Annotated in this window: 11 protein-coding genes and 1 pseudogene; 6 read left to right on the forward strand and 6 right to left on the reverse strand. The window is 65.1% G+C overall.

Translation table 11 applies throughout. The features are described 5' to 3' along the window. Positions 1-23: 23 nt before the first annotated feature. The 6 genes and pseudogenes from ACNJX9_RS27790 to hpaR all read right to left on the reverse strand — a co-directional run bounded on the left by ACNJX9_RS27790 (position 24) and on the right by hpaR (position 8,582). Positions 24-3,293 carry a DUF2126 domain-containing protein gene (locus tag ACNJX9_RS27790; protein ID WP_439405201.1) on the reverse strand — a complete coding sequence of 1,090 codons (3,270 nt, stop codon included), beginning with the start codon at positions 3,291-3,293 and terminating at the stop codon, positions 24-26. Positions 3,294-3,511: 218 nt separating this feature from the next. Then, positions 3,512-4,816: a methyl-accepting chemotaxis protein gene (locus tag ACNJX9_RS27795; RefSeq protein WP_057752970.1), complete on the reverse strand. Its 1,305-nt coding sequence runs from the start codon at positions 4,814-4,816 to the stop codon at positions 3,512-3,514. Then, positions 4,794-5,315 carry a PAS domain-containing protein gene (locus tag ACNJX9_RS27800; protein ID WP_439405203.1) on the reverse strand — a complete coding sequence of 174 codons (522 nt, stop codon included), beginning with the start codon at positions 5,313-5,315 and terminating at the stop codon, positions 4,794-4,796. The genes ACNJX9_RS27795 and ACNJX9_RS27800 overlap by 23 nt, the downstream gene beginning before the upstream one ends. Positions 5,316-5,489: 174 nt before the next feature. After that, positions 5,490-7,013, reverse strand: coding sequence for a UxaA family hydrolase (locus ACNJX9_RS27805; protein ID WP_439405205.1), 1,524 nt, complete (start codon positions 7,011-7,013; stop codon positions 5,490-5,492). A 95-nt stretch (positions 7,014-7,108) separates the two neighbouring features. Beyond that, a pseudogene (locus ACNJX9_RS27810) lies at positions 7,109-7,884 on the reverse strand (HpcH/HpaI aldolase family protein). A 179-nt stretch (positions 7,885-8,063) separates the two neighbouring features. Beyond that, positions 8,064-8,582, reverse strand: coding sequence for a homoprotocatechuate degradation operon regulator HpaR (hpaR, locus tag ACNJX9_RS27815; RefSeq protein ID WP_057752966.1), 519 nt, complete (start codon positions 8,580-8,582; stop codon positions 8,064-8,066). Between the two features lie 111 nt (positions 8,583-8,693). Here hpaR and hpaH point away from each other — a divergent pair, with 111 nt between their 5' ends. The 6 genes from hpaH (at position 8,694) to ACNJX9_RS27845 (ending at position 15,088) form a co-directional block, all read left to right on the forward strand. Further along, complete coding sequence (gene hpaH / locus ACNJX9_RS27820) at positions 8,694-9,500, forward strand: 2-oxo-hept-4-ene-1,7-dioate hydratase (protein ID WP_439405207.1); 807 nt, start codon at positions 8,694-8,696, stop codon at positions 9,498-9,500. Positions 9,501-9,524: 24 nt separating this feature from the next. Beyond that, on the forward strand, positions 9,525-9,923 hold the full coding sequence (locus ACNJX9_RS27825; protein ID WP_439405208.1) for a 5-carboxymethyl-2-hydroxymuconate Delta-isomerase: 399 nt from the start codon (positions 9,525-9,527) through the stop codon (positions 9,921-9,923). Continuing rightward, entirely contained in the window at positions 9,916-11,454 is a 1,539-nt protein-coding gene (gene hpaE, locus ACNJX9_RS27830) for a 5-carboxymethyl-2-hydroxymuconate semialdehyde dehydrogenase (protein ID WP_439405210.1), read from the forward strand. The genes ACNJX9_RS27825 and hpaE overlap by 8 nt, the downstream gene beginning before the upstream one ends. 125 nt (positions 11,455-11,579) lie before the next feature. Further along, entirely contained in the window at positions 11,580-12,563 is a 984-nt protein-coding gene (hpaD, locus tag ACNJX9_RS27835; protein WP_439405211.1) for a 3,4-dihydroxyphenylacetate 2,3-dioxygenase, read from the forward strand. Between the two features lie 3 nt (positions 12,564-12,566). Next, on the forward strand, positions 12,567-13,436 hold the full coding sequence (locus ACNJX9_RS27840) for a fumarylacetoacetate hydrolase family protein (protein WP_057752961.1): 870 nt from the start codon (positions 12,567-12,569) through the stop codon (positions 13,434-13,436). Between the two features lie 26 nt (positions 13,437-13,462). Next, a complete protein-coding gene (locus ACNJX9_RS27845; RefSeq protein WP_439405213.1) occupies positions 13,463-15,088 on the forward strand; it encodes a thiamine pyrophosphate-dependent enzyme in 1,626 nt (541 codons plus the stop codon). The last annotated feature ends 1 nt before the right edge of the window (position 15,089 follow it).

Consider the following 15,089-nt stretch of genomic DNA (forward strand, 5'->3'; position numbering starts at 1 on the left):
CTCTCCCTGCCCCACCATCATACTCATTGCAGGAGCGTGGTTCGCAAGTCGAGGGTCAGGGGAAATTCACTTGTGCGTTCCTCGGGCGGCGGCTGGATCGGCCCCGGCGTATGGCCGTGGTCCTGGAAGCGCGCCAGCCGCCGCGCCTCGGCCTCGTAGGTGTTGACGGGCTTGGTCTCGTAGTTGCGCCCGCCGGGATGGGCGACGTGATAGACGCAGCCACCAAGCGAGCGGCCGTTCCAGCTGTCGATCAGGTCAAAAGTCAGCGGCGCATGGACCGGGATGGTCGGGTGCAGGCCGGAGGCCGGCTGCCAGGCCTTGAAGCGAACGCCGGCCACGGCCTCGGCCGAGCGGCCGGTCGAGGTCATCGGCAGGCGGCGGCCGTTGCAGGTGATGATGTGGCGGCCTTCGACGAAGCCCTCGGCCTTGACCTGGAGCCGCTCGACCGACGAATCGACATAGCGCACCGTGCCGCCGGCCGAGCCTTCCTCACCCAGGACGTGCCAGGGCTCCAGCGCCTGCCGCAGCTCCAACGTCACGCCGCCGTGATGGACGCGGCCGAAGCCGGGGAAGCGGAATTCGAGCTGGGCCAGATACCATTCCGGCTCGAACGCATAGCCGGAGCTTTTCAGCTCGGAGAGAACGTCCTGGAAATCTTCCCAGATGAAATGCGGCAGCATGAAGCGATCATGCAGTGCGGTGCCCCAGCGCACGAACTTGCCTTGTTGCGGCTCGCGCCAGAACTTTGCGATCAGCGCGCGGATCAGCAGCTGCTGCGCCAGCGACATGCGCGGATCGGGCGGCATTTCGAGCGCGCGGAATTCGACGAGGCCGAGACGTCCGGTCGGGCCATCGGGCGAATAGAGCTTGTCGATGCAGATCTCGGAGCGGTGGGTGTTACCGGTGATGTCGACGAGGAGATGCCGGAACAGCCGGTCCACCAGCCACAGCGGCACCTGATAGCCCGGCGGCGGCACGTGCGAGAGCGCGATCTCGAGCTCGTAGATGCTGTCGTGGCGGGCTTCATCGATGCGCGGCGCCTGGCTGGTCGGGCCGATGAAGAGACCCGAGAAGAAGTACGACAGCGACGGATGCCGCTGCCAGTACAAAACGAGGCTCTTCAAGAGATCGGGCCGGCGCAGGAAGGGCGAATCCTGCGGACTCGAGCCGCCGATCACGACGTGGTTGCCGCCGCCGGTGCCGGTGTGGCGGCCGTCGAGCAGAAAACGATTGGCGCCGAGACGGACCTTGCCGGCGTCCTCATAGAGGCCCGAGGTGATCTCGACCGCATCGCGCCAGCTCTGTGCCGGCTGGATGTTGACCTCGATCACGCCGGGGTCGGGCGTCACCTTGATGACCTCGATGCGCGGATCGAACGGCGGTGCATAGCCCTCGACATGGACCTGGAGCTGCATCTCCTCGGCGGTGGCCTCGATCGCCGCGATCAGTTCGAGATAATCCTCGATGCGCTCGACCGGCGGCATGAAGGCGCAGATCACGCCGTCGCGGACTTCGATCGACAGCGCGGTGCGGACGGGAATGGATGTGTTGAGATGCTCGGGCGCGGCGCGCGGCGGCGCTTTCGGACGCTCCGGGAGCGTGAACACCGGCAGCTTGCCGCGCGCCTCCATCGGGTCCTGCTCGACGATGTAGGGATATTGATTGGGCGGGACATAGCCGAGCGAGCCGAGCGGCAACCGCAGGCCGAGCGGTGAATCGCCCGGCGAGAGAAACAGGTGGCCGCGCCGGAGTTGCCAGCGCTCGCTGCGCCAGCGCGGCGGCGCGTTCCAGCGCTGCACCGGCAGCACGAAGCCGCGCGGCGCGCGGAGGCCCTGGTTGAACACCCGCGCCATGCGGGCGCGCGCTTCGGGATCGGACAATTTCGAGTCGGACGGGTCAACGTTGATCGGAAGCTCGGCTTCCTTCTGGAGCCAGTAGACCGTGTCCTCATAGGCCGGAATGATGTAGCCGGGATCGAGCCCGAGCCGTGCCGCCGTGCCCTCGATGAAATCCTCGGCATCCTCGGTCTGGGCCCGCCTGGGATTCTCGATTTTCGCGATGAGGTCGGCGTTCTTCCAGATCGGCACGCCGTCCTTGCGCCAGTAGAGACCAAAGGCCCAGCGCGGCAGGCTCTCGCCCGGATACCATTTGCCCTGGCCGTAATGCAGCAGGCCGCCCGGTGCGAAGCGATGGCGCAGACGGCGGATCAGTTCGTCGCCGAGCGTGCGCTTGGTCGGACCGACGGCTTCCGTATTCCATTCCGCCGCTTCGAGATCGTCGACGGACACGAAGGTCGGCTCGCCGCCCATGGTGAGCCGCACGTCCTGCGCGGCGAGATCGCCGTCGACCTGCTCGCCGAGATCATTGAGGCGCGCCCAGGACTCGTCCGAGAATGGCTTTGTGATGCGCGGCGCTTCGCGGATGCGCTTCACGCTCATGTCGAAGGAGAACTCGACCTCGGCAAAGCCGGCGCCGCCCGAGATCGGCGCGGCCGAGCGGTAATGCGGCGTGGCGGCAACGGGGATGTGCCCCTCTCCGGCCAGCATGCCCGAGGTCGCGTCAAACCCGATCCAGCCCGCGCCCGGCAGATAGACCTCGGCCCAGGCGTGGAGATCGGTGAAATCGTTCTCGACCTCGGGCGGCCCCTCGATCGGATCGATGTCGGGGCGGATCTGGATCAGATAGCCGGAGACGAAGCGGGCGGCGAGGCCGAGATGGCGAAAGGTCTGGATCAGCAGCCAGGCGGAGTCGCGGCATGAGCCGGCGCAGGAGGTGAGCGTCTCCTCCGGCGTCTGCACGCCGGGCTCCATGCGGATGATGTAGCTGATCTTCTTCTGCAGCTCGCGATTGAGCTCGACCAGGAAGTTGACCGTGTTCGGCGCTTCGCGCGGGATCGAGGCCAGATATTTTGCAAAGGCCGGATCAGGCTTGATGGTCTCGAGATACGGCGCCAGTTCGGTCTTGAGATCCCTGGGATACTCGAAGGGGAAGCTGTCGGCATAGGGCTCGACGAAGAAGTCGAACGGGTTGACCGTCGTCATCTGCGCGGTGAAGTCGACCTCGAATTTCAGCTCGGTGGTCTTCTCCGGAAAGACGTAGCGTGCCAGCCAGTTGCCCTGCGGGTCCTGCTGCCAGTTCACGAAATGATTGGATGGCGTGACCTTGAGCGAATAGCTCAGGATCGGCGTCCGCGTGTGCGGCGCCGGCCGCAGGCGGATGGTCTGCGGTCCCAGATCGATCGGGCGGTCGTATTTGTAGTGCGTGACGTGGTGTAATGCGACGTAGATCGACACGGGGTACGGTGCTCCAGCAGCTTTTTTGAGCAGAACACCTGACGTCAATGCGATCAAGCACTAACAACGGGCAGAGGGTGCCTATGAAGTATCCCTCATGTCCCTGTAGCCCGGATGGAGCGAAGCGTAATCCGGGGTTCTTCATCCGCGGATGGACCGCCCCGGATTGCGCTTCGCTCCATCCGGGCTACGGGAGCCCGGTGACCTCTGCGGCCGCGCTACGCCGCCGAGGTCAGCCTTTGCAAAAACTGCGTCACCTCGCGCCGGAGAGTCTCGACCTCGCCGTGGACGCGCTCGGAGGCGCTGTTGACGCGGGCTGCGACGCGGCCGGTGTCGGCGGCGGCCTCGCTGATGCCCGTCACATTGGAGGACATCTGCGCGGTGCCGGCCGAGGCTTCCTGAACGTTGCGGGCGATCTCCCGGGTGGCGAGACCCTGCTGCTCGATCGAGGTCGCGATCGAGGCGGTGATGCCGTTGATCTCGGCGATGGTCTGCGCGATCGCCTCGACGGCCGCGACCGAGTTGGTGGTCGATTGCTGCATCTCGCCGACCTTGGCGCTGATCTCCTCGGTCGCCCTGGCGGTCTGGTTGGCGAGGCTCTTGACCTCGGAAGCCACGACCGCAAAGCCGCGGCCGGCCTCACCGGCACGCGCCGCCTCGATGGTGGCATTGAGCGCGAGCAGATTGGTCTGCGAAGCAATCTCGCTGATCAGCTTGACGACGTCGCCGATCCGCAGCGCGGCATCCGCCAGGTTTCGGATCTCGCTGCCGGCGCGGTTCGCTTCAGTCACGGCGCGGCCCGTGCTCGCGGTCGAGCCGGTGACCTGGCGGCCGATCTCGGCGATCGAGGATGCGAGCTGCTCGGCGGCACTGGCGACGGTCGCGACGTTGCGCGAGGCCTGGTCGGAGGCGCTGAGCACGCCGGAGGTCTGACGGCTGGTCTTCTCGGCTGCGGTCGCCATCTGGCCGGCGTCGGATTCGAGATCCGTTGCCGCGCCCATCAGCGTGCCGGCGACGGCGTCGAGATGAGTACCGAACTGTCGTGCGAGATCGCCGATCTCGACCACGCGGCGGCCGAGGCTGTCGGTGCCGGAATTGATGACGGCGGCCGAACGGCGGAACGAGCCGGGCAGACCGCGCGCGAGGATCTTGCGGAAATACTTGCCTCGGCTGGCATAGTCCATCGACGCCGAAGCTTCTCGGACGAAGGCGTCGGTGATGTCGAGCATGTCGTTGACCGATTTCTGGATCGATCCGATCCGGCCGGCCTGACGATCGCTCAGGATACGCGCTTCGAGATCGCCGTGCGAGGCCTTGCGGCAGACATCGGCCACCTCGGCGACGGCCACCGCCGTGCGATGCTGGCACCAGACGGCGTAGCCGAGCAGCGCGACGGTTGCGCCGAGCAATGCCGCAGCGAAAAGTCCGGTCACGCCAAGAAGCGAGAGGACGAGCGCGACCACGGCAAAAACCCACGCGAGCGCGGCCGCTCCCTGCGCCTTAGAGAGAGAGCACAAATTCATCGTAACCGACACCCTGTTGCTTTAGGAGTCCGACCATCGCATCGAAGCTCGCATGCATGCCGTCCCTGGCATTGGCGTGCCGCGCCTCCTCAGTGCACAGCGTCTTGTAGATCGGCTTGATCCGCTCGATCTGGACGGGATCGGGCTTGCGACGGTTGGAGTGATAGCCGACAATATTGCCGCGCTCGTCGAAGGTCGGCGTGACGTGCGCGAATACCCAGTAATGGCTGCCGTCCTTCGCCAGATTGACGACATAGGCGAAGATCTCCTGCCTGGATTGCAGCGTGTCCCACAGCAGCTTGAAGACGGCGCGCGGCATCTCGGGATGGCGGATCAGGCTGTGGGGCGCGCCCATCAGCTCCGCGTAGCTGTACTTCGCCATGCGGACGAAGACGTCGTTGGCGTAAGTGATGCGGCCCTTCAGATCGGTCTTCGACACGATCAGCTCTTCCTCGCCGAGGAAACTCTCCACGCCGGTCGGTCGTATCGCACGCGTCATCTCGCCCAATCCCTCGCGAAGGGGCAGCGCCTTGAGGAGTCGAGCCCGCTTCGATTCAGGATTACGGCAGCAAATATTAATCAGCGGTGAGCACGGGAACCCGTGCGATCAAATGACGCCTACGTATGATTACGTAGCCGGCGGCCTGCTGTGTCCAGCTACCGCCGCGCGCGATCACATCGTTGCGCCAAGCACCCAGGGCGCGAACTCGGCGCCGCCGAAATCGAAGCTTTCGCTCTTGGTCGGCTGGCCGGAGGCGGTCTTCAGGATGAGATCGAAGATGCGCTCGCCGCATTGCTGGACGCTCTCCTCGCCTTCGAGGATGGTGCCACAATTGACGTCCATGTCCTCTTCCATGCGCTTGTACATCGGCGTGTTGGTGGCGAGCTTGATCGAGGGCGCCGGCTTGCAGCCGAACACGCTGCCGCGCCCGGTGGTGAAGCAGACGAGGTTGGCGCCGCCGGCGACCTGCCCCGTTGCTGCGACAGGGTCGTAGCCGGGCGTGTCCATGAAGACAAAGCCCTTCTTTGTGACGGGCTCGGCGTAGCGCAGCACCTCGACGAGGTTGGTGGTGCCGGCCTTGGCCATCGCGCCGAGCGACTTTTCCAGAATCGTGGTGAGGCCGCCGGCCTTGTTGCCGGGGCTCGGGTTGGCGTTCATCTCGGCGCCTTCCCGCGCGGTGTATTCGTCCCACCAGCGCATGAGATCGACCAGCTTCTCGCCAACCTCGCGGCTGACGGCGCGGCGCGTCAAGAGATGCTCGGCGCCATAGGTCTCGGGCGTCTCCGACAGGATCACGGTGCCGCCGTGGCGCACGATGAGGTCGCTGGCCGCACCCAGCGCCGGGTTGGCCGAGACACCGGAATAGCCGTCCGAGCCGCCGCATTGCAGCGCCACGGTGAGCTCGCTCGCGGGCACGCTCTCGCGCCTGACCTTGTTGGCGTCGGTCAGCGCCTCGCGCACGAAGGCAATGCCGGCTTCAACGGTCTTGCGGGTGCCGCCGACCTCCTGGATGTCCATCGCGCGCAGGCGGCCGGCGAGCTTCTGCTCTTCCATCAGGCCGCCGATCTGGTTCACCTCGCAGCCGAGGCCGAGCACGATGACGTGGGAGAAATTGACGTGCCGCGCATAGCCGCCGAGCGTGCGGCGGAGCAGCGCGAGCGGCTCGTTCTGCGTCATGCCGCAGCCGGTCTTGTGCGTCAGGGCGACGACGCCGTCGACGTTCGGAAACTCCGCCAGCGGATTGTCGCCCGTGAAGGGATTCTTCTTGAAGACGTCGGCGACGAGGCCAGCGACATGTGCGCTGCAATTCACCGAGGTGAGGATGCCGATATAATTGCGCGTGGCGACGCGGCCGTCCGGACGGCGGATGCCTTCGAAGGTCGCGGGCAGGTCGAAATTGGGCGTCGGCTTGACGTCGGCGCAATAGGCGTAGTCCTTGGCGAAATCCCCCATGCCGATGTTCTGCACGTGCACGTGCTGGCCCGGCGCGATCGCCTTCGTCGCAAAGCCGATGATCTGGCCATAGCGGATCACGGGCTCGCCCACCGCGAACGGCTTGATCGCGACCTTGTGGCCGGAGGGAATGCGCTCGACCGTGGTGACGCCGTCGGCCACCAATGTTCCCGGCGGCAGGCTGGCGCGCGCGATCAGCACGCCATCATCGGGATGCAGGCGGATGACGGGGCTGATGGTCATGGGAGTCTCCTTCGGAGGCGAGTAGCGAATGTTGAGTGGCGAATGGAAAAGGGAGCAGCCGTTCGCTACTCCCCATTCGCCATTCGCGAGACTTGTCAGGCCTTGCCGCCGGAATCCTTGCGGGTGGCGTTGACCTGCATCCTTGCATAGGTGGTCATCATGCCGACCTCGTTCGACAGCGTCACGAGCTTGAAGCCCATGTTGATGGCGCGTGCTGCGCCTTCGGCGCCGCTGCAATGGATCCCGGGGTTGAGGCCGCGCTTGCCGCATTCCTTGATGATCTTGTCGTAGATCGCCAGGATCTCAGGCTCGGTGCGGTCGAGCTTCGGCTCCAGGCCGTAGGAGAAGCCGAGGTCGGACGGGCCGACATAGACGCCGTCGATGCCCTCGACGTCGAGGATCGCTTCCATGTTCTCGACCGCGGTCCTGGTCTCCATCATCGGCAGCAGGATGGTGTCGGCATTGGCGGTCTTCTGGTACGAGCCCGCGGTGCCGTACATGCCGGCGCGATCGGGCCGTTGGAACGGACGCCCTGCGGCGGATATTTCGAATAGGAAACCAGGTTCCTGGCTTCCTCCGGCGTGTTGACCATCGGGCAGATCACGCCATAGGCGCCGCCATCGAGCACCTTGCCGATGATGCCCGGCTCGTTCCAGGGCACGCGGACCATCGGGGTGACCGGGTGCTTGTCCATGGCCTGGAAGCACTGCACCATCGACAGATAGTCCTGCACGCCGTGCTGCATGTCGACGGTGACGCTGTCGAAGCCGCATTGCGCGATCATCTCAGCCGAGAAGCCGGAGGGAATGGCGAGCCACGCGTTGACCACGGCCTTGCCCGACTTCCAGATTTCCTTGACCTTGTTCGCCACGTTGCCTTCCTTCTTGTTGCTTCGACCGCTGTTTCGATCTTCGTCACCATGACGAGCGCCGCGACAGCGCGATCCTGCCTTCCGGTGCCGATTTTGGACGGATCAGCTTGGGCGGCACTTTGAGCGAAAAACGGCGGCAATGTCCATGGCTGTTGCCGCGCTGGCACGCATATCTGGTTTCACTCCTCGGCACTTGCCTCATCGCTCGCGCCAAGCTCCGCAAGGCTCCGCTCGAGCTCTGCAAGCATCTCCTGCAATTCAGCGAGCTTGCGTGCGCCGAAGCGCCGCGTGATCTCGGCATAGATCGCTTCCGAGGATGGCGCAACGGAGGCCATCAGCTTCACGCCCTCTTTCGAGATCGAGACCATGCTGCGGCGCTGGTCGGCCTTCGCCGTCCTGCGCTCGATCAAATTGCGCGCCTCGAGATCGCGCAGGATGCGCGAGAGGCTTGGCCCCAGGAGAAAAGCGGTGCGCGCGAGTTCCGTGACCTCGGCGGCCTCGATGGCGGCCAGCGCGCGCAGGATACGCCATTGCTGCTCGGTCAGGCCATGCTCGCGCAGCGAGGGACGGAACTGCCGCATCACCGCCTCGCGCGCTCGCAGCAGCGACATCGGCAGAGAACGCGAGAAGTCGCGCATCGGCACTTGCCGGGCGGCGGGCGCGCTTGCGCTGATCGGATCAGCCGGTCTCTTCGCCATGATACCCTTTCAGACCACCAAACGTTTGCAGTGCAGCAAGCCCGATTTGTGTTTGACGCATTCACTTAACATGTTAAGCATCTCCGGGCACCACGTTTTGTAAGATCACGGATGGCGCTTTCCAACGACGATATCCAAGCTTGCGCGGGCCGTCTGCACCAGGCGGAGAAGACCCGCGTGCAGATCCGGCAGCTGTCGCAGGATTTCCCGGAGATCACCATCGCCGATGCCTACGCGATTCAGAAGGCATGGGTCGACATCAAGATCGCCGAGGGGCGGATCGTCAAAGGCCACAAGATCGGCCTGACCTCGAAGGCGATGCAAAGCGCGCTTGACATCAACGAGCCCGATTCCGGCGTGCTGCTCGACGACATGTTCTTCACAGATGGCGGGATCGTTCCGACCGACCGCTTCATCGCGACGCGGATCGAAGCCGAGCTCGCCTTCGTCATGAGCCAACGCTTGGCGGGGCCGGAGTGCACGATGTTCGACGTGCTCAACGCCACCGACTTCGTGGTGCCGGCGCTGGAGATCCTGGACACGCGGATCGAGCGCGTCGATGCCAAGACCAAGGCGACGCGCAAGATCTACGACACCATCGCCGACAATGCGGCCAATGCCGGCATCGTACTCGGCGGACGGCCAATCCGTCCGCTCGAGGCTGACCTGCGCTGGATCGGTGCGCTCTGCTTCAGGAACGGCCAGCTGGAAGAGACCGGCCTTGCCGCCGGCGTGCTCAATCATCCCGCAACCGCGGTTGCCTGGCTTGCCAACAAGATCGCGCCGCTCGGCCTTGCGCTCGAGCCCGGCCAGGTCGTGCTCGCCGGCTCCTTCATCCGCCCCATCGAGACCCGCAAGGGCGACACAATTCAAGCTGATTACGGTGCCTACGGCTCGGTCAGCTGCTACTTCGCTTAAGACGACCTAAGGAGTGAAACCGCCATGCCGCATTTCACGATCGAATATTCGGCCAATCTCGATGGCCGCCTCGACATCGGCGCGGTGTGCGAGGTCGTGCGCAAAGCGGCGGTCGAAACCGGTATCTTCCCGCTCGGCGGCATCCGTGTTCGCGCCATCAAATGCGAGCATTACGCGATCGCAGATGGCAGCCACGATTACGGCTTCCTCGACATGGTGCTGCGCATCGGCGAGGGCCGCGATCTGCCGACCCGCCAGAAAGCCGGCGAGCACGTCTTCCAGGCGCTCGCAAAGCATCTCGATCCGGTCTTCGCCGCCGGCAAGTTCGCTCTGTCGTTCGACGTGCAGATCAACGACAAGGACACCAGCTGGAAGCGCAACAACATCCACGACGCACTGAAAGTGGAAGCCGCCCATGGATAAGCCCGCTCCAAAAGCCGACGTATTCCAGGCCAATCGCGACCGCGTCGCGCCGCTGCTGAAGAAACTCAGGGCGGACGGCATCGGTCACATGATCGACGGCAAGATCGTGCCGTCGATATCAGGCGAGACTTTTGAGACCAAGTCCCCGGTTGATGGCGCCGTGCTCGCCAGCGTCGCGCGCGGCAATGCCGAGGACATCGATGCCGCGGCTACAGCCGCGGCGCTTGCCTTCAAGTCCTGGCGCGACATGGGACCGGCGATGCGGCGCAAGCTGCTGCATCGCGTTGCCGATGCGATCGAGGACAATGCCGAGGACATCGCGGTGCTCGAATGCATCGACACGGGACAAGCCTATCGCTTCATGGCGAAAGCCGCGATCCGTGCCGCCGAGAACTTCCGCTTCTTCGCCGACAAATGCGCCGAAGCGCGCGACGGCCTCAACACGCCGAGCGACGAGCACTGGAACATCTCGACCCGCGTGCCGATCGGCCCGGTTGGCGTGATCACGCCGTGGAATACGCCGTTCATGCTCTCGACCTGGAAGATCGCCCCCGCGCTCGCCGCCGGCTGCACCGTCGTGCACAAGCCGGCCGAGTGGTCGCCGGTGACGGCGGCCATTCTGGCGCGGCTGGTCAAGGAAGCCGGCGTGCCCGACGGGGTGCTCAATACCGTGCACGGTTTTGGCGAAGAAGCCGGCAAGGCGTTGACCGAGCACCCCGCCATCAAGGCGATCGGCTTCGTCGGTGAGAGCGCGACGGGCTCGGCGATCATGGTGCAGGGCGCGCCGACGCTGAAGCGCGTGCATTTCGAGCTCGGCGGCAAGAACCCCGTCATCGTGTTCGACGACGCCGATCTCGACCGCGCGCTCGATGCCGTCGTGTTCATGATCTACTCCCTCAATGGCGAGCGCTGCACCTCGTCGAGCCGCCTGCTGATCCAGCAGAACATTGCCGAGAAATTCATTGAGGAGCTGACTGCGCGCGTGAAGGCGCTGAAGGTCGGCCATCCCCTCGATCCCGCCACCGAGATCGGGCCGCTGATCCACGAGCGGCACCTCGCAAAGGTCTGCTCCTATTTCGACGTCGCGCGCCAGGACGGCGCGACCATCGCCGTCGGCGGCAAGGCTTATGACGGTCCGGGCGGCGGACATTATGTCGAGCCGACCTTGGTGACAGGCGCGCACGGCAGGATGCGCGTGGCGCAGGAGGAGGTGTTCGGCCCCTTCCTCACCGTGTTGCCGTTCAAGGACGAAGCCGACGCCATCGCGATCGCCAACGACATCCGCTATGGCCTCACCGGCTATGTCTGGACCAACAATGTCGGCCGCGCCTTGCGCGTCGCCGACGCGCTGGAAGCCGGCATGATCTGGCTGAACTCGGAGAACGTCCGCCATCTGCCGACGCCGTTCGGCGGCATGAAGGCCTCAGGCATCGGCCGCGACGGCGGCGATTACTCGTTCGATTTCTACATGGAAACCAAGCATGTCTCGCTGGCGCGGGGTACGCACAGGATCCAGAAACTGGGAATTTAGAACCGCCGTCGTTCCGGGACTACGGGACCGCGCGAGCGCGGCCCGGAGGACCCGGAACCTCGAGATTCCGGGTTCGGTCCTGCGGACCGCCCCGGAATGACGGGGCCTAACGAGGGGAAACGAAAATGCCGGTACCGCAACATATCTTCGAGCCACCGTTCAACATCATCCGCTCGAGCCACGTCGTGCTCGACGTCACCGATCTGAAGCTGAGCCGCGAGTTCTACGAGATCACCGTCGGCCTGCATGTCGAGGATGCCGACGACAACGTCGTATACATGCGCGCCGCCGAGGAGCATCAGCACCACTCGCTGGTGCTGCGGAAAGCTGCGGCGCCGGCCTGCGCCCGGCTCGGCTTCAAGGTCGGCAATGACGGCGATCTCGACAAGGCCGCGAAGTTTCTGTCCGAAAACGGCCTCGCCCATGCCTTCGTCGATCAGCCGTTCCAGGGCCGCACGCTGCAATTCACCGATCCCTTCGGCTTCCAGATCGAGCTCTATGCCTCGATGGAGCGGCGGCCGCATCTCTTGCGCCGCTACGACCTCTACCGGGGCTGCCACCCGCAGCGGCTCGATCATTTCAACGTCTTCGCCGCCGAAGTGCAGGACACAGTCGACTTCTATGCGCGGCTCGGCTTCCGCCTCACTGAATACGCCGAGGAAGATGGACCGAACGGCCGCATCGCCGCCGCCTGGATGCATCGCAAGGGCAACGTCCATGACTTTGCGATCACGAATGGCAAGGGCCCCCGCCTGCACCATTTTGCGTACTGGACGCCGACGGCGATGAACATCATCCACCTCTGCGACGTGATGGCTTCACAGGGCTTTGTGAAGAACATCGAGCGCGGCCCCGGCCGCCACGGCATCTCGAACGCGTTCTTCCTCTACGTCCGCGATCCCGATGGCCACCGCCTCGAGCTCTACACCAGCGATTATTTTACCGGGGATCACGACCACGAGCCGCTGCGCTGGTCGCTGCGCGACCCGCGCCGCCAGACGCTGTGGGGCGCACCTGCCCCCCGCTCCTGGTTCGAACAGGGCTCGCCGTTCACGGGCCAGGCCGTGCGCGAGCCGAAATTCGTGGCCGACGTGCTGGTGGCGGATTAAGCGATGAAACTCCCTCGCCTCGCTACCTATTCCGTCAAGGGTGAAACCCGCTACGGCGCCGTCCTGGAGGGCGGCATCGTCGATCTCTCGGCGCGCTACGCCAAGGATTATCCGACGCTGCGCGAGGTGATCGCCGCCGGCAAGCACGTGCCCCTCGCCGAAGAGGCCGCCAGCCGTACGCCGGTTCACGCGCTCGGCGAGATCACATGGCTGCCGCCGGTGCCCGCGCCGGAAAAGATCATCTGCATCGGGGTCAACTATCCCGACCGCAACGCCGAGTACAAGGATGGCCAGGAGGCGCCGAAATATCCGAGCATGTTCATGCGCTCGCCCCGCTCCTTCGTCGGCCACGACACGCCGCTGGTGCGCCCGCGCGCGTCCGCGCAGCTCGACTATGAAGGCGAGATCGTGCTGGTGATCGGCAAGGCCGGCCGGCACATCAAGCAGAGCGCTGCGCTCGATCACGTCGCCGCGCTGACGCTCTGCAACGAAGGCTCGGTGCGCGACTGGCTGCGCCACGCCAAGTTCAACGTCACGCAAGGCAAGAACTTTGATTCCAGCGGCAGCCTCGGGCCGTGGCTGGTGCCCTACATCAGGGAAGCGCAGATCGCCGACATCAGGCTGACCACGCATGTCAATGGCGAGCTGCGTCAAGACGACCGTACCAGCCGGCTGATGTTTCCGTTCCGCTATCTCATCAGCTATATCTCGACCTTCGCGACGCTGGTCCCCGGCGATATCATCGTCACGGGCACGCCGACCGGCGCGGGTGCGCGGTTCGATCCGCCGCGCTACCTGAAGCCCGGCGACGTCATCGAGGTCGCGGCCGAGGGTATCGGAGTTTTACGCAACGGCGTCGTCGACGAAGCCTGAGACAACAACACGAATGGAATGATGCAATGACCACCCTGACCGGCGGCGAAGCGATCGTAAGCGGGCTCGTCGCCCATGGCGTCGACACCGTGTTCGGCCTGCCGGGCGCGCAGGTCTACGGCCTGTTCGACGCCTTCCACCAGGCTCAGCTCAAGGTGATCGGCGCGCGGCACGAACAGGCCTGCGGCTACATGGCGTTTGGCTATGCGCGCGCGAGCGGCCGACCCGGCGTGTTCAGCGTCGTGCCCGGCCCCGGCGTGCTCAATGCCAGCGCGGCGCTGCTCACCGCTTACGGCTGCAACGAGCCGGTGCTGTGCGTCACCGGACAAGTGCCGACGCAGTTTCTGGGCAAGGGGCGCGGCCATCTGCACGAGATGCCGGACCAGCTCGCGACCTTGCGCAGCTATGTGAAATGGGCCGATAGAATCGAAGCTCCTGCCAATGCACCGACGACGGTGGCGCGCGCCTTCCAGGAAATGATGTCCGGCCGACGCGGCCCCGCCTCGGTGGAGATGCCCTGGGATATCTTTACGCAGCGCGCGGACACCGCCGCTGCGCAAGTGCTGGAGCCCCTGCCTGCGCCGCTCCCAGACCCCGATGCGATCAAGCAGGCCGCAGCGCTGATCAAGGCCAGCAAAGCACCGATGATCTTCGTCGGCAGCGGCGCGATCGAGGCAGGCGAGGAAATCCTCGAGCTCGCCGAGATGATCGATGCGCCCGTGGTCGCCTTCCGCAGCGGCCGCGGCATTGTCTCCAATGCGCACGAGCTTGGCCTGACCATGGCCGCCGCCTACAAGCTATGGGCCAAGACGGACCTGATGATCGGCATCGGCACGCGGCTGGAATTGCCGACGATGTCGCGCTGGCCTTATCGGCCGGACGGATTGAAGAGCATCCGGATCGATATCGATCCGGTCGAGATGCGGCGCTTCATTTCGGACGCTGCCATCGTTGCCGATGCCAAGGCCGCGACCGCCGACCTCGTCGCCGCCGTCAGCAAGGTCGGCCACAGCAGGATCGCCGGCCGCCGCGGGGCGATCCGCGAGGCGACCGCGACGGCGCTGGCAGAGATCCAGCGCGTCCAGCCGCAGATGGCGTATCTCAACATTTTGCGCGAGGTGCTGCCGGCGAACGCGATCGTCACCGACGAGCTGTCGCAGTTCGGATTCGCCTCCTGGTACGGCTTTCCGATCTACCAGCCGCGGACCTTCATCACCTCCGGCTATCAGGGCACGCTCGGTTCGGGCTTCCCGACGGCGTTAGGGGCCAAAGTCGCCAGTCCCGACAAGCCGGTGGTTGCGATTACCGGCGACGGCGGCTTCATGTTCGGCGTGCAGGAGCTGGCCACCGCCGTGCAGTTCAACATCGGCGTGGTGACGCTGGTGTTCAACAACAACGCCTATGGCAATGTCCGCCGCGACCAGCGCGAACGCTTTGACGGCCGCGTGGTGGCATCCGATCTGGTCAATCCTGACTTCGTCAAGCTCGCGGAGTCCTTTGGCGTCGCATCCGCGCGCGTCACGGCGCCGGACCAGTTCAAGTCCGCGATGGAGAAGGCGCTCGCCCATCGCGGGCCGTATCTGATCTCGATCGAGGTGACCAGGGATTCGGAAGTCAGCCCGTGGGCGTTCATTCACCCGCCGAAGCCGTAGC

The organism is Bradyrhizobium sp. BLXBL-03 (assembly GCF_051853015.1).
Classification (GTDB): domain Bacteria; phylum Pseudomonadota; class Alphaproteobacteria; order Rhizobiales; family Xanthobacteraceae; genus Bradyrhizobium; species Bradyrhizobium manausense.